Genomic DNA, 21,673 nt, shown 5'->3' with positions numbered 1-21,673 from the left:
GCCGGAGTGGCGGAATTGGCAGACGCGCTGGATTCAAAATCCAGTGCCCGCAAGGGCGTGTGGGTTCAAGTCCCACCTCCGGTACTGGTTTTCTCGGCATTTTCTGCCGGCTCAGATTCTTCGCTTTCGGTGCGGTCACCTAAGCGTACACCTTGGACAGTTTCGGCCGCCCATAGCTCCGCGGCGGTCTGTTGGGCGTCGACACCTACGTAGAATTGCATCGTGGTATTGATGCTGGCGTGTCGCATCAGTTCCATCAGCACCGCGGGCATTACCTTCCGAGACCATCGGCGGCCAAACGATCGCCGCAGGTCGTGGGCGCTCGCGTAATTCCCGCTCTTGGTATGAACCACCACACCGGCAGCCTTGCCAATGGCTGCCACTACCCGCCCCACGATGAACCGGGAACCGCCGACAGCAAACACCGGGCCGCTACGGGCTTCTGGTGGCACCGTATCGAGCAGTCGGGCGAACTCGGGGACCACGGGTATCGTCTGATCGGCTCCGCTCTTTTGGGCCTCCCCGGGGATTCTCAACACGGGGAACTTGCCGGAGTAGTCGACCAGGATCGCACCGGGGCCATCGGTCCAACTCAGGGCCAGCGATTCCCGCAGCCGCAGCCCGGAACACCACAAGCCTTTGAGGTAGAAACGCCAGTCGTCTGCCGTCCCCTCGATACGGTCGTCGGCTTCGAGCACCTGGGGCACCTTTAGAAGTAGCTCGTTGAACTCCAGCACCGTCAACGCTCGCCCCTTCGCCTTGCTCGCTCCCTTGGGCGTGGTCGGCATATCGAATTCGGGCAGCCGACCTAGCAGCCCTTGCTTGACCGCCCAACGCGCCAACACCTTGAGGGTCCGCAGGTGCCGCGCGATGGTGGCCTCGGATAGCTTCGCCTTGCGACAGTCGGCAACGAACCGGGTGATCCGCTCCGTGGTGAAGTCCGACAGCCGCTCAGGCTTGGCGTGCTTCTGGAACACGTTCACCGTTGACAGGTAGGTGGTCGCGGTCCCCTCGCCCTTGGTGTTGAGCTTGCTGGCCTTGTAGTGCTCGATGAATTCTTCCCAGCCACAACGGGCGGTCGGGACATACACCCCGCGGCGTAGTTCGCTTTCCCAAACACCAGCGGCTTTCTCGGCTTCCTTCTTCTTCTCGCAGCCGCTCGACTTGGTAACGTGCTTGCGAGTGTACGGGTCGAAGTAGCGCATCAGCCAGACGTTGCGCCCGGCTCGCTTCAAAATGTGGACGTTGATTTCAGACACGGGTTTTCTCCAGGGCTCAGGGGTCGGGTCTACTCGTTTGCGCTCGTTAGGGGCCATCCTGTGGCTGCCGTTTTGGCAAAATCGCCGGTAAGTTTACCGGGGATTAAAAACACCCCGCCGCATCCATTCGGCGGGGCTTGTGAACTACTCGCCGACGCGCTCGAGTGTCCGTTGCTCTAGGTACTCCTGTAGCTCCCAGTCAATCGCCGGCTGGTGATCTTCCCAGCGGTACTTGATCGGCTTGGGCTCCCGGTTCAATCGTGCGGCGTTGCGTTTCGCGACAGCCATATAGGCATTGGCGATGGCGAACAGTTCGTCGACCACCGTCTGTGCCAAGTCGGAGTTATTCGCACGCCCATCGATCAGGACGCTAAAACCGAAGCCGGGAAACTCGCAATCGCTCGCGCCCTTCAGTTCGAAGGCGTGGCCCTTTGTGCTCGGGTCACCTTTCAGGTTGCTGGCGCTGAAGGCGAGCACCCCTGTCGGATCGTACTCCAGCAGAAACTCGCCCATGCGTTCGCTTAGTCGCCGGGCTTGGTGACGCTTCAGTTCTTCGTTCTCAGTGAGAGTAGCAGTAGCCATAATAGAATTCCTTAAGTGAGTTGTGAGATTGAAACCACCACCCCGCGCCGCCTCCCTGCAGCGCGGTCGCTGGTGGTGTTGCACTAGACAGTCAGAACGGTGGCCGGTGTTTCGGCAAAGTCCCGCGGGTAAATCTTGAACCGCTCCCGCTCCACTTCCAGCTTGGCGGCAGCCTGCATCGCGTCGGCTAGCGACAGGTAGTAGGCTTGGTCGCCGCGCAGCGGAACTAGGTCGGCTCCGAGAACAAAGAACCGCAGGTCGCCGTCGTGCTCCTTTTCCATCACGACTTCTTCGGCAACGTACAGACCGCAGTACAGCGAAGCGACGATCAGACCACCATAGACCGTGCGGCTATCGAGGTCGTCGATATAGTCGCCGGCCATCGGTGGCGTGAACGTCTTGGCGCGATGAACCGGAACGCCCATATCGAGCGCATCCCGCCAACTCTCGATCTGCTGGCCAGGGTCGATCGTGTAGACCATACCGGCTTGACGATCCAACACGGTGTAGCTTCGCCCGTGATGTAGGTCGTCTTGCAATCCAGCCGACCACTGCCGACAACGGCCGTAGTCGTTCATCCACTCAGCGCACGTTAGGTAGCCGAGGAACATCGCACGCGGTTGGCCATCGACCACCACCGTGGTACCAGCACCATTCACGGCCGCGGTCAGTCGGTCCATCACTTGCCACTTGAACGCCGCCGAGCACAGCCACGCGAGCTGGCCATCGACGCGGAACTTGTCGGGGATCAGGCTCATGGTCCCGTAGAAGTCCGACAGCGTTAGCTCGGCCCAAGCATCGTGGTCGTCGGTCGTGTTGGTGAACACACCAGCCGAGCCGATTGCGTTGTTGAGTCCGACTTCGCGGCCGTAGGTCGAAGTGCCGTCGCCGAGGATGAACTCGCGGTCTTCCTGCAGCGCGAAGGCGTGGCCCATCTCAGCCGCCAGCATGTCGGTCACGGGAACCACAGCATCGGCCTGCAACTCGTTCGAGATGTAGGCGAAGATGCCACGCTTGGCCACAGTGGCGAACTGCAAAACCTCACCGGCTCAGGCACCAGACCGTTGCCAGTCTCGATGGCGTCTTCTACCGTCGAGCCACGAACGTCGAGCATGTAAGCCAGATCGGCAACGCCGCAAAATCCGTCAATCATCATTGGTTTATTCCTCGCATGTTTGAATTATCCCCATCGGGATCATCTTGTGGGAAACCATTAGTTGTACTTACAACCAAAAGTCGAAGTAATTTCGCGGGTTCGAAGTAAGCCACGTCGCGATATGCACAAGCATTGCACTCGCGACGCTTTTGCATAAGCCGTTCGGTGATCGCTCGGCTCGTTCGTATGCGGAGCTTGCCGCCGCACTCGGGACATTGCTTGTCGTCGTTCATGGTGTTACTTCCTGTTTCCGTGGCGGCCGTCAATCCGTTAATCGAAACCGAAACCCATTGATTGCCACAGCTTGAAGAACATCGCCCGGCTTTCCTTCTCGATCTTCGTGGCCGGGTGAACGTGCGTTACACCGGAGCGTCCGGTCTTAGTCGTTAGCCCTTCCTTGGTGATCAGGGCCGCCGCTTCGTCGGCCCGGTCGAGACACTCGAGCGCGGTCTGCACTACAGCCAGGCGGCCCGCTGAAGTGCCGCGGTGAGGGACCATCTCAGACCACAGCGTTTTGCTGCGATCGCTCAGGTGGTCGGGGGGTGGATAGTCAGCCATGTTTCGCTCCTTGCAACTTTTAAGAAAAAACACCAAAGGGTCATTTGCTGCCAAAAAATCTGCGCGGCCTCTCACTCGGTCGAGGGGCGGTCCGTTTTTGAAAAAACACCCCCCCCCGGGGGGGCCGTCATTTTCTGAGGCGCGGGCACCTCTCGACCGGAGTAGGGGTGCCGCGAATGTTTTGGAATAATTCGAGGGGGTGTAAAGCTAGGTAAGGTCACCACGGATTCACCTCCTCGATGGTGCCGAGCTTCACGTCGCGAGCCATCGAGCACCCAGCCTCCTCGGCGTGGAGTTGGGTTTGGTTGGCGTCGTCCACCTGGGGAGCTCGGTACTTGCCACCGAGCGCCCGAAGTCTCTGGCGGTAGGAAGCCTTGAATGGGTTCACGTTGTCGGTTGTCGGTACAGTCAACGTCCCCTCGATTTCCCTAGACGGTTGACGTTGTACGTGCCCTACGTAGTAGGCACGTACAGACAACGTCCCGACACGTTGTCGGTGGGGTTGTCGGTCATCGCCGACAACGTCCCTATTCGGCGGTTGTTGATAGCCAGAATTCATCTGTCACGTTTCCTTTCACGTCCACTTCCTTGGTTTTCAGGGAACCATCTTCCAGCATCTTCGCCACGAGCTTGTTGGTGCGGTCCGGGCCCATTCCGGTCTTGGTTCGCAGTTGTGAGCGGGTGGCACGTATGCCGCCTGATAGGGCGTTGGCAATTAACTTGATGCCCTCGGCGTCGCGGCGTTCCTCCTGCTCTTTCTGGTGGCCCTGAATGCCCTTCAGCTTGCCGGGGTCGGCCGTATCGTCAGGGAGCCAAAGCGGGAAACGCCACTCCAGCACCATCGAAGCAACGGGCGGGAAGCTACGCACCGCAGCGTCCAGCACCACCCGGTTCTGGGATTCGTGCTCTCGTAGAACCAAATGGCAGTCAGCCGCGCGAGACTGCGCACCAGCACCGCTGCCAACGTCCGTGGTGCGCTTGCCAGATTGGTCGCCCTTGCTGGCGTGGTGAATCAAGATGATGGCCGAGCCAGTTTGCTCCGCGATCTCGTCGACTTGGTTGTAGAAACGAGTCTCGGCAGCGTTGTCGTTCTCGCTCTGGCCATCCGCCGCAAACCTGTACTTGGCATCGAAACCGATTACCTTGTACTCGCCGACAGGGTAGTTCTGTAGCTCGTGCTGCAACTCCGTGAGACTTCGCAGGCAGCCCCGAAGCGGGATCACGTCGAAGTAGTCGGTATAGCACTCTGGCGGGATGTCCATCGCCTGGGCGACGGTCGCGATACGCTGGGGAATGGTCTCGCGATGCAGCTCGTTATCAATCAGCAGCACCTTGCCAGGCGTCGTGTCGAATCGGTCGAGCCATCGCCAGCCCATCACGATGCACAGCAGCAAGCCATAGAGCCCCCAAGTTTTGCCCACCTTGCTGTTGGCAATCAAGTTGATGGTTTCGCTCTCGCGGAATAACCCATCGACTACTGGGGGGCGTTGTCGCGGGTACGCTTGCTGCAACTCGCCCACCGAGAACTTCTGTACCACGGGCGGGTTGAAGTCGCTGGGGAGTCCACCGTTGCGAATCACGTCCAGGGCTTGCAGCACCGCGGGCTTGTATCCGTTGAACGCACCATGCCACTTTTCCAAGCTAGCGGGGGTCTCTATTAGCAGTTCGCCACTCTCGCTCGGCGTAAACTTCACGCCATCCCGCTGGGCTTTGCGAACCATGTTGCAAACGTCGTTCTGCGTTAGAGTACGCACAGGCGTGTCTCCTCCGCAGGTTTGGCGACAGTGTCGAGCCCTCGGAGTAGTTGCCGATGGGCTCGGCGGTCGACAGTCGCACTTACCGAATTGATGCCCACCACGTCGTGCGCTCTCGGCGAACTCTCCATTAGGTCGGCGTAGCACCGCGGAAGTTGATGGGCGACGACTTCCTCGGCGAGCAGTTCACCACGCTTGGTGCCGACGTAGGGCAGCGTGGCAATCTTCACGTCGATGGTGTCGCCGCAGTAGATTTCGACATACGGCCGGTTGGCCACGTCCTGCCGAATCAAGCACAGAACCTTTTGCCGGATTGCCGGCGCTCGTGTATCCTTACGCATTGCAGATCTCCTTTGCCCCGTACCGACAGCCATCGGGCGGGGCATTTTCATGCGCCGCGATGTGGGGCAGGTACGGGGGTTAGGAAGTTGCTTCAGATTGGCGTCGGGCTCGTTCTCGCAAGAATGCGATTCCCGCCTTACCTTCGACGTAGACCTTTTGGCTCGCCTTGATGCGATCCAGCTTGACGCCCTCGGCGTGTTCGATGCGCCAAAGCGTCGTCTGGCTTAGTCCCGCGATTCGCAAGAAAGTGCGGAGGGGGTACACCGCTTCCGGCAACAGATAGTCGGCCGGGGGTGCGTGTTGAATTGCCATGGTTCGTTGCTCCTGAATTGGTTGAACGCCAGTTGCGTGGAACCAATGGGAACAGCGATTTTCTGGGCTAATAATTCATCCAGAAAAATGGCAGCAAGAATTTTCGCCGCTGCGAGTTAGCGACGGTAAACACCGTGAGAAGTTTTTTTCGGAACTCGCAGAATCTCGATTTCAGGGAAAATGGATTAATTGATTTTTCCTGATTTCTTCAATTCCTTAATGTCGTCGGATACCACGGCAGCCGTGATGTCGGCTCCCATCAGGTCGGCGATAGCCTGGGGCTTAGTTGTGCCGCTTTGGTAGATTCGCAGCACCTCTCCTCTCCGTTTGGCAACCCTAGCGGATGGCTTCCTCCCTCCCCGTGGTTTGCCATTCCCCCTAAGTCTGTTCGCGAATTCGTCGATAGGCATGGCGTCTATCTCGTCAGGGCACATACCATCGAGCACCATCTGCCCCCGCTTCTTACGCAACCAGACCACAGACCAGGGATCGCCCTCAGCCTCGGCTATCGCCCGCAGCACTTTGACCGAATCGAGCTTGGCCAATCGGCCGTGCAGCATCCAGGCCACGCCAGCCACGTCGGAAGCAGCATCGCGGTAGTGGTCGAAGTAACCTTGGGCCGTGATGATGTGGTCCACGGTCGCCAGCTTGAATCCGTCAGCAACGGTTACGGGGTTCATAGAATTCCTTCCAGTTCTCAGCCCGCATCCCGTGGCCGCCGACTGGAAGGTGCGACGGCCACAGGTGCGACGCGGGGAGCTACCCCGCTAGCTGGCTCAATTGTTAGCGTACACCTTAGCGGTCACCTAATCGCCGCTTAGGTCGAAAATCTCCGCTTCAACACACCCTCATTTTACCGCTCTCGAAAGTACCTGAACACTCGTTGAAATACCCTAGGCAGATTCAAAATCCAGTGCCCGCAAGGGCGTGTGGGTTCAAGTCCCACCTCCGGTACTTAGATTACTCTCGAGAAGCCAGGGGCCTGTCGCCCGTCTCGGCTTCCAGTCGTTGCCTCCTCGGCATCGCGCCAATCTGCAGAGGGGCAGCAGAATTGTATTCTATGGCCCGACACTTGTGCCGCGGTACGCTAGGCAACTTCTGCGACGTAGAACTCAATGGTGGTCGCCACAGCGCCGTCGTGCATGGGATCCCGCGGCACGGCGTTGTGGAGCTAGCAACAGCCCATGCGTCTCCGGTAGCAACTCAATGGTGCCGGCCGTGCCCTCGCTAGCGGGGCCTTGAACAATCACACCGAGGTCAAGTTGCACAAAAGCAATTCGGCATCCAGCGATGCCGCTCGCACCAAGGAGCGACGTCGGTCGCAATGACTCGCGATCAGGGAGCTCGCACGCCTATTGTTCCGGAATTCCTAGGCGTGATGCATCGCGGGGCTATCAAGCCGATACGCAAGGGCTTAGCCGGCCGGCACAAACTCAATGTGTTGTGCGAGAAGCGAGGGTAGCGCGTCGAGCTTTTTCAATTCTCGTCAGAATCCGGCACCTGCTGACGATGGGCCATCGCCTCGATGAGGGCTTCGAGCGAGCTCGTCATGTACACCTCGTCGAACGAGCAAGTCCCTTGATCGCCTTCGAGCGAGACCTCTAGTCGCAGTCGATCAAACTCGGGTTCTTCGACCTCGCCTTCGGCGCTCGGGGCGGTTGACTTCAGCTCCGTGGGGTCGACATCGCACCACATGGACACCGCTCCAAAGCCCGGATCGTGGAATTCGACGCGAACCACCCACAAGTGGGTCTCATTGTCGTTCGGTAATGGCTGCACTCCTGGAAGGCTCGGCTCGTTATCAAGGTCCCGGATAGCGGCGTCCGGCCCTTTCACCACATCAAGGCCTAGGTTCGGCGTATCGACTGGGTGACCAACGAAGATCGATTCGTTGACTCGACGTTCGTCGCCGTCCATTAGTGACAAGCCCGACCACTTGAATCGTCCACCGTCCGGCAGCGACGACTTGGATCGCCAACAAACCCAGATCTCCCTGCCAGGTGGTGCCACCCGGCCCGCGGCGTTTAGCATGCCCGCTTTGGCCATCGGCGAATGCTCGGAGGCGTCAATGTCGAGGAACACTAAGCTCGAATTCGACAGTACCAGCGCGCCGGATGTCGGCTGCGTATTGGTGGAGGTGCTCGTGAGATCCTCGGAAAAATGCGTGGGTCCCATGATGCGTGGCGTCTGGAAGCCGACCGTTAAGTCTCGTGCTTCGGAACCACTGTGAAAACCCTGATACGCGAGAAGCCCGTCGACACGAAGCATCTCGTAGAAAGCTACCTTCGCGGCCGCGTCGATAGACCCCTGAGCACGCTCTTCTCGTAGCTCCACTTCATCAGGGCGGATAAACGCCCGGTCGTGGGCAAGACGTGTCGGGATCGAGGGCAAGCCCGTGGATTCATCGACTACCGCTTCGTAGTCCGCTTCTACGGTAATAGGCGAAACGCTACTGGGGAGCGTGCCGTCCCCTGCGGCGCTCAACTCGATGGATCCGTCGTACACCGCAACCGAAGTTCCCTCGAGCTCATTCACTTCCACACCAAACTCGGTGCCAAGGTCGAGTACTCGAGCGGTAGGGGTTTGCACGACGAGCGGAACTCCTTGTCCGCTGTTGAGTCCGACGATCTTGCCTTGAACCAGCGAAACTTCTTCGCCCGATACCATGACGACCTGGACGGGGCCTTCGAGTACCCATTCACTTCCGGACGCGGTGGTGAGCTGGACGATACCTTCCCTCAGGTCAAGTTGCTCTCCCTCGTAGAGGGGCGAGCCCGCTTCGAGCTTGCGATTAATGGCCAGTTTTGCGTCCAGAATCTTGGTGACGGTTGCCACCAGGACCGGCTGAGGGATTTCAAGAGGCGGTGCAATCTCGGGTGCCGGTTCTACGGCGGGAACGCGTGCAGGTGCCGGATCGCGTTCGGCCACGATCGGATCCTCCGGCAACTGCGCAGGCTGCTGGCCGGAGCGCCAAATGCCAACGCTCGCAGCGATGAACACGGCGGCAGCAATCGTGGCTAACCATGCGGTGGTGGTTCGCGAGCGACGCGATGAACGTGGTCGAAGCACCATTGGACGAACGCTTGCCGCGGCGTTTTCGAGATGCGATACCATCTCTGCCACGATGCGATGAAAGCCTTCGTCGCGGCGAGTCTTGGACTCGGCCAAAAGCTGGTAGAGCGACAGACGACGGTAGAGAGATTCATGCAAAATGGCGAGGATCATCAAGCCACGGAGGTTCTCATCACTGCTTGCCGCCCATGCACCCAGCTCTTGAACACGACGCTCAGGTCCGACTCGTCGGCTGCCTGTGAGGGCTGCCGAGCCAAAAGCTCCCGAATGTTCCAGTGCCGAGTTTGCGGCAGAAAATCCCTTCAATTCTACCGGAACCGCGCACACGCTCGTCCGACTGACACAGGATCTCCAGATTTGCAGTCGCGCTTCCGCCAGATGGGAAGTAACTACTGCCTCTGGCTGGTGCGTGGCCGCTGCGATCTGCGCGGGCGGCATTTCGAGGAGATACCTCAGGCACAGTATGCGGAGCATTCCTGGCGGAAGTTCGTGAGGAATGGCAGCCTCGAACGACTCGTAGAGCGCAACGACTTCAACGCTGTCGCTCAATCTCACACAGCGATCAATGAGCGTCCGAAGATTGCGAGTGGCACTCCCCGGTTTAGTGCCAATCACCTGGCACACCGCTTGGTAGGTCACGTCGCTAACCAACTGGCGAAATCGATCGACAGGAAGTTTCGTGAGGGGTTGACCCGCCAGTTGGGCGCCAATCCTGGTGACGATCCCTTCCGCATCACTTTGAGTCGGTTGGAGGAGAAACAGGCACGCCCGCAAAACTGGATAAGCCTGCAACCAGCACTGGGCGTGCGGCTCGCTCCGCTTCAGCAAGTCAAACACCGACGCAAAACCTGGATCCTCGCGAAACCCTAGGCCACTTAGAGCAATGCTGGCGATGGGTCGAGCCGTGCCTTGGGAAGCGTGGGACGCTAGGGCCGCATCGATTTCGGACTGCGACGCGTACCGCCAGCGGAGTTCGGCATCGACTTGAGACATCTCTAAGAAATACTGCCGGGCCTCGCGACTCGATTGCAGCAGTTCATTCAGCTTTAATTGCGTAGCCTCATTCCAGGCATCGCCACCTGCTTGCCAGGCGTCGACCAAGCCCGGTAATTCGGGCATCGACTGGAGGTACTCGTCGGATGGCATCGGGATCAGCTTTCTATGAAAACGCCTACTACTATTGTACGTGCCACTCGCGAAGCTTTGCAGAGATGCATCGATGCAGCATCCTCCGAACGCGGGCCATGGTCCGCTGGATGCTTCGTGCAGAGCTACCCAATTGCTGCGTTAAATCGGTAAGTGATGAGCCATCTTTAAACCGCAATTCGACCACTTGGCGGTCGTTGCTCGGTAGCTTCTCAATGCACTGATCGAGTGCCTCGCGGCGGAATTCGAACAGCTCGGTATCCTCCAGCATCTGATTGGTCAGCAGGGCAAGCACTTCGTCATTGAACCACAGCTTGTCCGTCGCTGATTTTCGGCGGTGCCTTAGCACCTGAATATGACCAATGCCACATGCCCACGCGAAGAAGTCGCGCGTGGTATCGTACTGCGCTCGTTTCTCCCACAAGGCAAGACTGGTGTCCTGGAGGATATCGTCCGCATCAGCATACGTTGGCACCAACGACTTGATGAACGAATGAAGATGCCGCTGATGCTTGGCCATGAGCTGGACAAACGCCCCGTCAGGCGAGTGGTCGTGCAATTCGCTGGAAATAGCCATCCGCTTGAAATCCTCGCCTCGCGATTGCTCTCACTATGGATCGCGTGCGTCCGGAACAGCGCAACGCGGGTGCCATGCACCTGTAGATAAGAGTCCCTGCCCTAGACCCTATCATAGTGCTGCGGGCTAGCACGTCCAGACAGAAGCTCGCCATTCGAGGTTCCTCGGTGTGAGCAGTCGAAAGGCGTGTTAGGTGCGGCCTCGACTGACATGCCCGCCGACCATTCTGACGGTTGGTCGGCTAGCAGCCAGAACCTCTTGGGGTGAATACACCACGGGAGTTTTTTTGTTTTTCTTTTTTGTTTTTGGCGTCGCCTCACCGGGCCCAGGTGTGGAGAGCTACAGGCGGACTTTTCGTACCGCGCTGGTATTAGCTTGTGGCGTATTTCTGGAGTTTTTGATGTCGCCATTCGGGTGGTTGTTGCGGATATGTGCTGCAACGGCCCGCCGGAGGCGGCGGAACGGCTGTTTCGAGCTTCTCCACTCATTTCATACACATGAATTAGCCCTTTAAACGGCAAGTGTATCCAAGGCGACCTTTTGACTGAGTTCTTATCGACCCGCGACCGCGTGGCTCCTGGCCACCGGTTCGCTTCGTAAGTCGAGAGCCTGCGTTGCAGGTGTTCGGCGCGGGTTCGGTCCGCGAACATTGCCAAGGTGGTACTTGTGGCACTCGCGCTTGTCCGTCCGAACGTCGCGATATTCACAACGAGGAGTTATCTAATGATCAGGATTTGGAGTTGGCTGGTAGTCGGAGCGATTGCTTGTGTCCTAGGCAATCCAGCGAGCGCGGTAATCGTCGCTTCAGACGACTTCGAAGCCGAAGGGGGCGGAGTCGGATTCTTGGCCTCCGATCAATGGGGGAATCTCGCGAATGGGGCCAGTTCGACTCAGGTTGCTAGCCCGGCGTTTCGGGCGTTTGATCCCACTCTGGATCCCGTGTCTCTTTCTTCAGGCTCCGTCTTCATCTCGTTCGATTTCTCCGCCAGCCAAACGGTCAATTGGGGCGGTTTGGCTTTCTTCGAGGGCGTTGACGGAGGGGACGAAACGCTTTTCGTTGGCATGCCGAATGCCGCTGACTACTACGGCATTGATCTGAAGGGTGACCAGGGAACTCTGGAGTCTGGCGTTCCGATCGACGGCCAAGTTGCCCGGATTGTGGTGCAGGTTGAATTTGGTGCCAGCAACGACACCTACCGCCTTTGGGTCAACAACCTTAACCAGTCGATGCCCAATGCCGAGATCGAGTTAGATGGGTTTGTGATCGACGGGGCATGGCAATCGGCACGCGTAGCATCGGATGTCGGTGCCCAGACCTTTGTGACCGTCGACAATCTGGTGATTGCCGATTCGGCAGCCGATGTCGGGCTGGTTGCTCCCCCGACCGCTTCGGTGAACATTAACCGCACCACCGGCGAGATCACTTTGAGCGCGTCGCCAACCGTGGGCAACGTCGTTGGTTACACGCTGCGGTCGCTTTCTGGCAGCTTTGATCAGGCGGAGTGGAACACCATTGACGGCCGCGATGCCACCGATGCCACGCCCCCCGGGGATGGTACCGTCGACAACGACGATTGGACCGTGCTCACCGCCGCCGAAAGCACCACGGACCTCAGCGAATTTTCATTCGATGCGACCCCTGGCAATGGGCTCTCCCTGACCGGAACCCCACTTAGCCTCGGCGATGCGTGGGTTCGTAGCCCTTATCAGGACATCTTTGCAACCATCACGGTCGACGATAACGGCACCGAGGTTCCTTTGGCGGTGACGGTAAATTACACCGGGGATGCCGTTCTAGCTGGCGATCTGAACGGCGATGGCGAGATCGATCTCACCGACTGGGCTGCGTTCAAATCGGGACAGGGAGTGGTGAACGGCGGCATGACGCTGGTCGAAGCCTATCAATTGGGCGATATGGACGGCAACCGCAACCATGACCTGATTGACTTTGATCTCTTCGTGGATGCCTTCGAAACCCTTAATGGTGCCGGCTCATTCGAGGCCGCACTTACCGCCATTCCCGAACCTTCGTCCATCGCCATGCTGCTCGGCGCTGCCGTTTCGGTATTGGCCGTGCGCCGACGCGCTGCGTTTGCTGCTGCTTTCGTGGCCTTAGCGGTGGTCTTTGTCGGGGCGGGCTCGACTGCTCTGGCCGTGATCCATGCCTCGGACGATTTCAGTGCTCTGGATTCGGGCACCGGTTGGGCGGCAGGCGACGCATGGGAAGGTCTCGATGCGACGGGCGTGGTCGCCACCCATCCAAATGGCGGTCCTCAGGTCAACAGTTTCCGTAATTTCGCCGCACCCCTGGATGTGACCAACGCTCTCACCTACGTCCGGTTCGACTACCGTCAGGCAGCGGGAACGGGTAACGACTGGGGCGGGTTCGCTTTCTTCGAGGGACTTGCAGGAGGAGGGGCCGAGACATTCTTCGCAGGGCCCAATCCCGGCGGCACGAACAACTATGCCTTCGACCTAAAAGGGCCTGGTAATCTCGACTCGACCGTTCCGTTCAACAATCAATTGCGGACCATCATCGGATCGATCGACACCCGGGGTGCCGACACGATCTATAAGATCTGGGTCGACAACTTCAACATCGCCACACCCAACGCGACGTTGACCGCCGTTGGGCAGGGACCAATCGACGCACCATGGCAGTCGCTGCGGTTTCAGAGCGCCGGCAACCAAGAGTTCGCCGACAACTTGTGGATCACCGACGGTGCTGAGGAGTCGATCATTTTCCAGGCCCCACCGCAAGAGACTTTGAATCTACTGGTTAATAAAACGACCGGCGAGATTCAAATCCAGAACAACACGGGCACCGCCGTCAATCTCAGTGCCTACTCGATTGGTAGCGGTTCGGGTGCGCTCAATGCGGGGGGAGCTCCTGGCGACTTCAATATCGATGGCACCGTGAACCTAGCCGACTACACCGTATGGCGTGACAACTTGGGTGGTGACTCGGCCGCGCTAAATGGCAATGGTGCCGGCGACGCCACGGTAACGATCGCCGACTACGACTTGTGGAAGGAAAGCTTTGGCAGTACCGGCGGAGGCGCAGGTGGCTGGGATAGCCTAGCCGAACGTGACACCCCGCTCGCAGGTTTCCCTCAGGGAAATGGCGACGGTATGGGCTGGGAGTCGGGCGGCAATCCGAGCCAGTTTGAAATCGAAGAATACCGCCTCATCGGACAGTCGGCGATTAACGGTGCGTCGTCCATCTCGCTCGGTGCCGCCTATGGTGGTGGACTCGAAGGAGCCCAGGATCTGACCTTCACCTATCGTGCAAATGGCGAACTTGTGTTCGGCACGGTTGGCTACGTCACCGCCGGCGGCCTGAATGCAGTGAACGTTCCCGAGCCCAGCTCGATTGCGTTGGTACTACTAGCCGGAACGGCACTGCTGCTCGCTAAGCGGGCGGCGTAATTCCGGCAGTTTGGGGTCCGGTGGCTACGCGTAGGGCAGTAGCGTAGTCACCGGAACTTCCCTGAGTCTTATCTATTCGCCCAACTAAAAGGACTTGGAACTATGAGAAGCCTGAACTGCCACCCCTCGCACTCCGGCGATTCCCAACCAACGAAAACCATGGAAGTACGTCGTGCTTTCACGCTCGTTGAACTATTGGTCGTGATTGCCATCATCGGCATCCTTGTTGCTTTGTTGCTTCCCGCCGTGCAGGCCGCACGCGAAGCAGCCCGGCGTTCGGAGTGCAAGAACAAACTCAAGCAGTTCGGCCTGGCCGCGATCAACCACCACGACGTGCACAAGCATTTCCCAACCGGAGGCTGGGGCTGGCGATGGGCCGGGGATCCGGACGGGGGCTACGGCTACAAGCAGCCCGGTGGCTGGTACTTCAACATTCTCGAGTTCAGTGAAAACGGTGCCATCCGCGACATGGGCAAAGACGGGGACTACAACGTCGTCTCCGCACAGCAGAAGCTGGGTGCCAAGCAGCGCATCGAAACCACCGTTGATTTGTTTATCTGCCCCACCCGTCGCGGTGCAGGTGCGTACGCCTACGTCAACTCAAGCGGCTACGCCAACGCTGATCGCCCCGCAGTCCTGGGGCGGAACGACTACGCCGCGAACGGCGGGAGCCTATTTCCTGGTGGCCTGTGGGAAGGCCCGGCTCAACGTGGGACCATGATGCCGGCTCCTCCGGCTGCGAGCTCCTTCGTAACCTACGCCACGACCCGGGGCCCCAAGATTCTTCGCGGCACGGGCGTCATTCTCGCGATGAGCGAGGTGAAGATTGCTCAGATCACCGATGGCACTTCGCAAGTGCTACTGATTGGCGAGAAGCACATTCCGTCGGGCGAGTACGATACCGCCACTGCCGCGGGCAACGATCAAGGATGGGACCTAGCATTCGATTTCGATGTCAATCGATGGACCAAGCATGCCCCGATGGGTGACGCGGATGCCGTTCCCGCCCAGTTCACGGGTGAAGACCGTTGGTCAGTGTTCGGAAGCGCTCACCCTGCCGGTTGCCAATTCGTACTGGCCGATGGATCGGTCCACACGATGGGCTACGATGTCGATCCCACCATTTTCACCCGCCTGGGCGCGATCGCCGATGGCGAAGTCGTGTCCATGGACCAATTCTAGGGTCCCACGCAAAACTTGACTTCAGAGAAAAGGCCGCGCGCCGCTTGGCGAATCGGCTCCGGAACAGAGAGATTGCGCCATGAGTCTATCGGAATCTTTGCGACGCAAGCGCCAGCTTGGTCGCAGCGGGCAGCGTCGTCGACGGTTGGCTCTCGAGCCACTCGAAGCTCGTCAAATGATGGCGGGCGACGTCTTCCTGATTAACTTTCAGCCCGAGGCGTCGTTCGCTCCGAATCGCTTCGCGACCGACTCTGGGGCCGTGTTCGGCGTCCAGGACGATGGGCTGTCTTACGGTTGGAACGTAAGTCAATCCGCCGGTGCCTTCGAACGCAATCTTCACCGCGACCAGCGGCTCGACACGCTGCTGGCAGTGCAGACCGGCGGTGTGTGGGAGATGGCGCTCGCGAACGGCACCTATCAGGTGACCGTCTCGGTGGGCGATCCGACGCAAGCTACCACCAGTTTCGTGAACGTCGAAGGCCAGCCGCTTCACTCGGGCGTGACGACGGCTCCAAGCGAGTTCGCCACGGCGACAACCACCGTGACGATTAGCGATGGCCGCCTGACCTTAAATGCTGCGGGGGCCGCGAACCTCGCTACCCGCCTCAATTACATCTACATCGTTGGCGTCCCTTCGGCGCCGAACCAACAGCCAGGCTTACCGGTAATTCTGGAGCCGACCTTCGTGGGGCAGATCGTCAATCCGAGCGATGCCCACATGGAGGCGGTGGGTTATCAGGATGCCGACGGCAACACCCACGTCAACACGGACTGGGAGATTTGGACCGCCGACAGCGCGGGCGTTCCTCTGGAGCTAGTGTGGACCACCATCGGCATTCCAGGTGTCGAGCGTTATCACACGCACTTGGGCGATGGCATCTTCGTCGGCTCGCACGCTGGCCGTGTCGATCTGGAGTACAGCACCGGTTACACCATGCGCGTTCGCTTTCGCGACAGCGCGGGCTCGGTGAGCAACTGGTCCGAACGACCCTTTATCACTGGTGCGGCCACCGAGGCATTTCCGCTTGCCATCGAGGACGTGGCGGCGACGCCCGTTCCGACCTGGAAGAATGGCCTGGGCCAGAATGTGATCATTCCAGCCGCCACGGTTTCGCCCGAAGTTCGCCTAGAATCTCCCGCCGGAGAGTTGCTCCTCTCCATTAAGGGAGCAGGCGGCGCCGCGAATTCTATCTTGAACCCACCCACGCTGGGTGAGCACGCGAATGTGCGTGTTTCAGTGTTTGGCGGATCGTCAGGGCTGAATCTGCCGGAGTCGGACCTTGTAGTGAGCGATGCGCAGGGCAACCAGCACAGTCTCTACCTGCCGGAGATCGACATCGCGGCTGGCGAGTTTGTTTACTTCTGGGTAGCGTCCGACGGGGCGACGTATTACGTCGAGCCTAACCAGACCGTACCCGACTTCTCGAACCTGGCGCGAAGCTCCATCCTTGGCTTCGTGACGCTCGAGCCTGGCTTCCGCATTGAGGTTGCCGCCGAAGGTCTGCAACTGCCAGTGAACATCGCGTTCGTTCCCAATCCGGGCTCCGATCCTGACGATCCGCAGTTCTACGTCACCGAGCTCTACGGCACCGTGAAGGTCGTACTCAACAATGGCGAAGTCCGCGACTACGCCACCAACTTGCTCAATTACAATCCGACAGGCAACTTCCCTGGCTCGGGCGAACAAGGTGTCGCGGGCATTGTGGTCGACCCGGTAACGGGCGACATCTACATCACCCGCGCCACGGATGCCGACGGTATTGAGGGCGGTCCTCACCACGGACAGGTCGTACGTCTGCATAGCATCGACGAGGGTCGGTCGTCTTCCGGCGAGACCATCATCCTCGACATGGTCGGCGAAACGCAGGGGCAGTCGCACCAGATCTCGGATATCTCCATCGGGCCCGATGGAAAGCTTTACGTACACAACGGTGACGGCTTCGATCCCGCAACCGCGCTCAACCTCAACTCCTTCCGCGGCAAGATTCTGCGGATGAACTTCGATGGCACGCCGGTTGTTGACAATCCGTTCTACAACGCCGGCAACGGCATCACGGCAACGGATTACGTCTTCGCCTACGGCTTCCGCAATCCATTCGGTGGCGATTGGCGAGGCGCCGATGGCACTCTGTACGAAGTGGAGAATGGCCCCGGCCATAACGACCGCTTCGCCCGAGTCGACGCAGGTGGCAACTACGGATGGAACGGCTCGGAAGCCTCAATGACCACCAACGCCACCTACGTGTGGTACCAGCCGACCGCTCCGGTGGACCTCGCTTTCGTGCAACCGCAGACGTTCTCTGGAAGCCAGTACCCAGCGGCGTTTCAGGATTGGGCGTTTGTTACCGAGTCGGGTCCGACCTGGGCTGCAGGCGATGTGGCAAATGGCAAGCGGATCGTTCGCTTTAAGGTCGATGCCAACGGCGATTTGGTGGAGGGGCCAATTCCCTTCATCGAGTACAAAGGCCTCGGTCGCGCCACGACCGCCGGCATCGCGGCGGGCCCCGATGGACTCTACTTCTCAGAGCTGTACCCCGACACCAACATGCAGAATCCCACGGCCGCCGGGGCACGGATCCTGCGTGTTCGGTACGTCGGTGTTTCCGGCGGGTCGGCGAACTTCACGACCGATACGCGCGCGGGGCTGAACAACCTCGCCGTGCAATTTACCGACACCTCCAACGTTGGCGGTGCTCATACGTGGGAATGGGACTTCGGCGATGGCACGCAAAGCAACGCGCAGAACCCTCAGCACACCTACACCACTCCAGGTGTGTACGACGTCAGATTGACGGTCACTGGCGACGACGGGGCTCGCACCATTGTTCGAGCCGATCACATTGTCGCAGGATACTCGCCCACCGACACGAATCAAGATAACTCGGCTGACGACACGGACATCGAAAACCTCATCTCCGGATGGTTGTCGAACACGAGCGGCATGACTACGCTCGCGGCACTTGCGGCTGGGGACAATAACCTGGATGGCATCGTGAACGCAAGCGATGCCTTCCGATTGCGACGCGCTATCATCGATCAACATTCGCAGCCTGTGGTGGCACCTAGCCCACTCGCGGGCGACTACAACAACGATCTCGTAGTCGATTCCGCCGATTACTCGGTTTGGAAGAGCGACTTCGGCCAAGTCGGGGAAGGCGACGCCGTGCTCCGTGCGGATGGCAACGGAGACGGTGTCGTCAACTTGGCCGACTATTCGATTTGGCGTGACAACCTTGGCGCCGCGCTAAGTGCCCAACAAGCAGCTGCTGTCCTGGCGGTTCCAGCAGTCGCGACGGCGACAAGCGACGCCACGAGTGGTGTTGCCAGTGATGCTCCCAGTGAAGTTGAGGCCATGGTGAGCACCGACGCGTCCTCCAAGACCACTGACCAAGCACCGGCCCACCTGCTTGGAATCGGGAGAGAAACAGCGGATTCTCGTCCTTCCCAACAGCGCTCCCGCGAGATCGCGTCACGCGCCCCTCGACGTGAGTTGGAGATAGACGATCGCGTTCGGCGTGCGGAGGATCGCGTGCGGCCGACGGAGCGTAGTCGGCGAGAGGAGCAGCGTAGCATCGAGTCGCGGGTAGTTGCCTCGCTCGACCTCGCATTCGAAGAGATTGAGTCGAACTATCTCCGGCGTCGTCGCGGGTAAAAGCTGCGGTTACGCCGCGCTCACGATCAAGTGGAGCCTTTTGTCGCACAGAAACAGAGTCTTTCAGGCTAATGACTTCTATTGTTCGTGTTCAAATCCTTGCCTGCCTGACTGTTGCTTTCGTTGCCAGCGAAAGCTCTCTAGGTGCTGTGTTTCCGCCGCGGAGTACCACCAACTCTACTGGCCGGCAGACCGGACTTTATCTCTACCTTCGCCCCGATACGGCCGTACCCCTCTCGCCACAACGCATCGCCGAGGTTCGCGCGAGCGAGGAGTTGACTCGAAGATTCTATGCGGAGGCTTCGGGTGGCAAACTAGACCTGCGCTACACCGAGATAGTCGATGTTCCAATTACGCTCGTCACTGGGAGCGATGGCAACTTGCACCGTCCTAACGACTGGTTTGGCATTGCGGAGAACTATGTCCGCAACCAGTACGGCATCGAGCCTGAGTCGTACCGCGTGAATCTCTTTGACGTCAGCGCCACTCCGGGCGACGTAGGGCAGGGGTGGGCGGGTATTGCGACGTTCCCTGGCAACAACTTGGCAATGCAGACCAACATCACGGAGGGGTTCGGTCAAATCGTCGTGGATCACGAGTTGGGCCATCGCTTCGGCGCGCCCCACTCCAGCGCCTGGCGAGTCACCCGCGACGATCGGTTCACGCCCTGCGGTTGGAGTTCGAAGTCAGGGGCGTTTGAGGCTTACAGTCCTGCCAAGCATGGAGCGGTTGCTACTCCTTTCGGCGTCGAACTCGATGATTATGGGGATCCCTTCAGCGTGATGGGCAATATCCACCGCGAGCAGTTCAGTGTTCACCAGAAGTTGACCAATATGAACTGGCTCACCGGGGCACAAGTTCCCGACCTCGACGAAGCAGGCGAAGGGACCTTCCGTATCTACGCTCACGATCAGTTGCAGGCAACATACAGCGCCGCGCAGGAAGTGTGGGGGGTAGTCGACGGCTACGACACCAATAGTGTGTACGGTCTTACCTTCGACAAGAACGCCGAGCTTTGGAACAAGAACACTCGCCGGTTCGAGAGCCGGCAGCAAACGGTGACCGTTGAATTTCGGCAAGACGAGGGAGTCCTGTTCTATCTTAACGATGGGGTGCTGGACCTCGATCCCACAGGCGCCAATGATCGCAATCATCGCGAGCGCGGCCTCGGCGTGGGCGAGCGAATCGAAGACATCGCCTTTGGGACCTCGTACTTCATTGGCACCGGCACCGCAGGCGAATTCCTGGCCAGCAATCCAACGGCACCGTCGCCTTACTGGGAAGTCCGGCCAGAGTGGTACGAGTTCCGGGTGCTGTCCGAGGGGCTCGACGCCATTGGCAGCTTTGTCGACATCGCCGTTGACCTCGTTCAATACGTTCCGCTTGGCGATCTGAATGACGATGGATTGTTCAACGACCTTGATGTGAACCTGTTGGTCGCGAATTGGCTGACGGACACCAATGGCCTGAATTCCATCGCCCAGCAGCAGCGGGGCGACCTCAACAACAGTGGGTTCGTCGACCAGTCCGACGCCTTCCTGCTCCGGCGCATTCTTTTTGAGAACGCACGCTTCGCGGACGCGGCTGCGGTGCTAACCCTCGTGCCCGAGCCCGGGGCGGTGGTGCCTGGCTCCCTAGCCCTCGTCATCGGGCTCTGCGTTGCGTTGACTCGCAAGAGAGGAGGCCGGTAGGTTGCCTAGCCAAGAAAAGGTCGAAAATTCCAGGAATAAGTGTCGTCAACGGAAGTCCGCAAGCGGAAAGAACGTGGCGGGAACTTATCCAAATCAGCTTGTGTGCCGAAGCTTTGTGCTCCTTCGGCTTAATGGCTGCGGCCCTGTTCTACAGCCGAAAGTGGGGAGTCGTCTTACTGTTTCCTAGGCTCATTACAGCCTAGGACTCTCTTTGTCTTAACTTCTTGAGGTAATGTCTTATGAGAGCCCTGAGTTACACCTTTTCCCTCGGCCTACTGTTGGGCTGCGCCAGCCTGATGGGATCCGCCGACGCCGAGCTTGTGGCGTACGATGATTTCTCTTACGCCGACGGCACTTTGCTGAATGGACAGGACCCTGCCATTGGTGGCACCTGGGATGTCCAAGCTGGCGGTGGCAATCTCGATATTCAGGGAGGCATCCTCGACACCCAGGGCGATGGTCGCATTGCTTACCTCGGTTTCGATAGTCCACTGGGCCCAGGTCAGATTTTGACCTTGACCATCGATGCCGCACCGACGGGTGGCACCATGTTTGGTCCGAACACGGGTTGGGCGGGTGTGAGTCTGTTCGACAATGGCGACGAGCGAGCCTTCATCGGCTCCCCCTTCAATCGAGATTTCTGGGGCGTAGATAATGCCATCCCCGCTGCCACAATCCTGAGCGACAACGCCGACGAGGACAACACCGCCACCTTCACCTACGACTACGACAGCGGCGATTGGACCTTCTCGCTTGCAGCCGGGGCGCCACTTGGTGGCACGGGCCCTGCAGGTATCCCCCTGAACCGACTTCGCATCGGAAACGGCAGCAACGGCGACCTCGCCCTGGATGCGCTCAGCGTCGACATCAGCGCCGTGGTGCCCGAGCCCGGATCGATCACTATCGTGGGTTTGGCCCTCGCCGGGCTGGCCTTGGTTGTTCGCAGCCGACGCTAACAACT

General features: G+C 59.3%; 17 protein-coding genes and 1 tRNA gene. 6 read left to right on the top strand and 12 right to left on the bottom strand.

Annotation, left to right across the window (positions count from 1 at the left end; genetic code table 11):
* Window positions 1-84: transfer RNA gene (locus SH292x_RS15340), tRNA-Leu, on the top strand.
* Here SH292x_RS15340 and SH292x_RS15335 read toward each other — a convergent pair.
* The 12 genes from SH292x_RS15335 to SH292x_RS15280 all read right to left on the bottom strand — a co-directional run bounded on the left by SH292x_RS15335 (window position 66) and on the right by SH292x_RS15280 (window position 10,758).
* Window positions 66-1,259 (bottom strand): tyrosine-type recombinase/integrase, encoded by a 1,194-nt coding sequence (locus SH292x_RS15335; protein ID WP_442481888.1) that lies wholly within the window; start codon window positions 1,257-1,259, stop codon window positions 66-68. The two genes, SH292x_RS15340 and SH292x_RS15335, sit on opposite strands and share 19 nt — an antisense overlap.
* Before the next feature lie 144 nt (window positions 1,260-1,403).
* Window positions 1,404-1,841, bottom strand: a complete 438-nt coding sequence (locus SH292x_RS15330; RefSeq protein ID WP_442481887.1) for a hypothetical protein — start codon at window positions 1,839-1,841, stop codon at window positions 1,404-1,406.
* 83 nt (window positions 1,842-1,924) lie between these two features.
* Window positions 1,925-2,878, bottom strand: a complete 954-nt coding sequence (locus tag SH292x_RS15325; RefSeq protein ID WP_442481886.1) for a phage major capsid family protein — start codon at window positions 2,876-2,878, stop codon at window positions 1,925-1,927.
* Between the two features lie 115 nt (window positions 2,879-2,993).
* The gene (locus tag SH292x_RS15320) at window positions 2,994-3,230 is read right to left on the bottom strand and encodes a hypothetical protein (protein ID WP_442481885.1); all 237 of its coding nucleotides are present in this window, start codon (window positions 3,228-3,230) and stop codon (window positions 2,994-2,996) included.
* A gap of 37 nt (window positions 3,231-3,267) precedes the next feature.
* Window positions 3,268-3,555, bottom strand: a complete 288-nt coding sequence (locus SH292x_RS15315; RefSeq protein ID WP_442481884.1) for a hypothetical protein — start codon at window positions 3,553-3,555, stop codon at window positions 3,268-3,270.
* Window positions 3,556-3,772: 217 nt separating this feature from the next.
* Window positions 3,773-3,967, bottom strand: coding sequence for a hypothetical protein (locus SH292x_RS15310; RefSeq protein ID WP_442481883.1), 195 nt, complete (start codon window positions 3,965-3,967; stop codon window positions 3,773-3,775).
* 115 nt (window positions 3,968-4,082) lie between these two features.
* Window positions 4,083-5,309: an AAA family ATPase gene (locus tag SH292x_RS15305; protein WP_442481882.1), complete on the bottom strand. Its 1,227-nt coding sequence runs from the start codon at window positions 5,307-5,309 to the stop codon at window positions 4,083-4,085.
* Window positions 5,297-5,650 carry a hypothetical protein gene (locus SH292x_RS15300; protein WP_442481881.1) on the bottom strand — a complete coding sequence of 118 codons (354 nt, stop codon included), beginning with the start codon at window positions 5,648-5,650 and terminating at the stop codon, window positions 5,297-5,299. The genes SH292x_RS15305 and SH292x_RS15300 overlap by 13 nt, the downstream gene beginning before the upstream one ends.
* A 79-nt stretch (window positions 5,651-5,729) precedes the next feature.
* A complete protein-coding gene (locus SH292x_RS15295) occupies window positions 5,730-5,963 on the bottom strand; it encodes a hypothetical protein (protein ID WP_442481880.1) in 234 nt (77 codons plus the stop codon).
* A gap of 185 nt (window positions 5,964-6,148) precedes the next feature.
* On the bottom strand, window positions 6,149-6,643 hold the full coding sequence (locus SH292x_RS15290; protein WP_442481879.1) for a hypothetical protein: 495 nt from the start codon (window positions 6,641-6,643) through the stop codon (window positions 6,149-6,151).
* 796 nt (window positions 6,644-7,439) lie between these two features.
* Complete coding sequence (locus SH292x_RS15285; RefSeq protein ID WP_442481878.1) at window positions 7,440-10,181, bottom strand: hypothetical protein; 2,742 nt, start codon at window positions 10,179-10,181, stop codon at window positions 7,440-7,442.
* Window positions 10,182-10,212: 31 nt separating this feature from the next.
* Window positions 10,213-10,758 carry a sigma-70 family RNA polymerase sigma factor gene (locus SH292x_RS15280; RefSeq protein ID WP_442481877.1) on the bottom strand — a complete coding sequence of 182 codons (546 nt, stop codon included), beginning with the start codon at window positions 10,756-10,758 and terminating at the stop codon, window positions 10,213-10,215.
* Window positions 10,759-11,481: 723 nt separating this feature from the next.
* Between SH292x_RS15280 and SH292x_RS15275 the strand changes: the two genes are divergently transcribed.
* The 5 genes from SH292x_RS15275 (at window position 11,482) to SH292x_RS15255 (ending at window position 21,668) form a co-directional block, all read left to right on the top strand.
* Window positions 11,482-14,187, top strand: a complete 2,706-nt coding sequence (locus SH292x_RS15275) for a PEP-CTERM sorting domain-containing protein (protein ID WP_442481876.1) — start codon at window positions 11,482-11,484, stop codon at window positions 14,185-14,187.
* A gap of 159 nt (window positions 14,188-14,346) precedes the next feature.
* Window positions 14,347-15,369: a DUF1559 family PulG-like putative transporter gene (locus SH292x_RS15270; RefSeq protein WP_442481875.1), complete on the top strand. Its 1,023-nt coding sequence runs from the start codon at window positions 14,347-14,349 to the stop codon at window positions 15,367-15,369.
* 79 nt (window positions 15,370-15,448) lie between these two features.
* Window positions 15,449-19,021: a PQQ-dependent sugar dehydrogenase gene (locus SH292x_RS15265; RefSeq protein ID WP_442481874.1), complete on the top strand. Its 3,573-nt coding sequence runs from the start codon at window positions 15,449-15,451 to the stop codon at window positions 19,019-19,021.
* A 71-nt stretch (window positions 19,022-19,092) separates the two neighbouring features.
* Window positions 19,093-20,712 carry a dockerin type I repeat-containing protein gene (locus tag SH292x_RS15260; protein WP_442481873.1) on the top strand — a complete coding sequence of 540 codons (1,620 nt, stop codon included), beginning with the start codon at window positions 19,093-19,095 and terminating at the stop codon, window positions 20,710-20,712.
* A gap of 239 nt (window positions 20,713-20,951) precedes the next feature.
* Complete coding sequence (locus SH292x_RS15255) at window positions 20,952-21,668, top strand: PEP-CTERM sorting domain-containing protein (protein WP_442481872.1); 717 nt, start codon at window positions 20,952-20,954, stop codon at window positions 21,666-21,668.
* Window positions 21,669-21,673: the final 5 nt, after the last annotated feature.

The organism is Aeoliella fuhlenseeensis (assembly GCF_052161615.1).
GTDB lineage: Bacteria > Planctomycetota > Planctomycetia > Pirellulales > Lacipirellulaceae > Aeoliella.
Note: the sequence above shows the minus strand (reverse complement) of the source record. Positions and strands in the feature narration are given on the sequence as shown.

Excerpts from the sequence above, each read along its gene's own strand:
- SH292x_RS15330 (WP_442481887.1), bottom strand. The coding sequence starts at position 1,841 with ATGGCTACTGCTACTCTCACTGAGAACGAAGAACTGAAGCGTCACCAA.
- SH292x_RS15320 (WP_442481885.1), bottom strand. The coding sequence starts at position 3,230 with ATGAACGACGACAAGCAATGTCCCGAGTGCGGCGGCAAGCTCCGCATA.
- SH292x_RS15315 (WP_442481884.1), bottom strand. The coding sequence starts at position 3,555 with ATGGCTGACTATCCACCCCCCGACCACCTGAGCGATCGCAGCAAAACG.
- SH292x_RS15300 (WP_442481881.1), bottom strand. The coding sequence starts at position 5,650 with ATGCGTAAGGATACACGAGCGCCGGCAATCCGGCAAAAGGTTCTGTGC.
- SH292x_RS15295 (WP_442481880.1), bottom strand. The coding sequence starts at position 5,963 with ATGGCAATTCAACACGCACCCCCGGCCGACTATCTGTTGCCGGAAGCG.
- SH292x_RS15290 (WP_442481879.1), bottom strand. The coding sequence starts at position 6,643 with ATGAACCCCGTAACCGTTGCTGACGGATTCAAGCTGGCGACCGTGGAC.
- SH292x_RS15285 (WP_442481878.1), bottom strand. The coding sequence starts at position 10,181 with ATGCCATCCGACGAGTACCTCCAGTCGATGCCCGAATTACCGGGCTTG.
- SH292x_RS15280 (WP_442481877.1), bottom strand. The coding sequence starts at position 10,758 with ATGGCTATTTCCAGCGAATTGCACGACCACTCGCCTGACGGGGCGTTT.
- SH292x_RS15275 (WP_442481876.1), top strand. The coding sequence starts at position 11,482 with ATGATCAGGATTTGGAGTTGGCTGGTAGTCGGAGCGATTGCTTGTGTC.
- SH292x_RS15270 (WP_442481875.1), top strand. The coding sequence starts at position 14,347 with ATGGAAGTACGTCGTGCTTTCACGCTCGTTGAACTATTGGTCGTGATT.
- SH292x_RS15265 (WP_442481874.1), top strand. The coding sequence starts at position 15,449 with ATGAGTCTATCGGAATCTTTGCGACGCAAGCGCCAGCTTGGTCGCAGC.
- SH292x_RS15260 (WP_442481873.1), top strand. The coding sequence starts at position 19,093 with ATGACTTCTATTGTTCGTGTTCAAATCCTTGCCTGCCTGACTGTTGCT.
- SH292x_RS15255 (WP_442481872.1), top strand. The coding sequence starts at position 20,952 with ATGAGAGCCCTGAGTTACACCTTTTCCCTCGGCCTACTGTTGGGCTGC.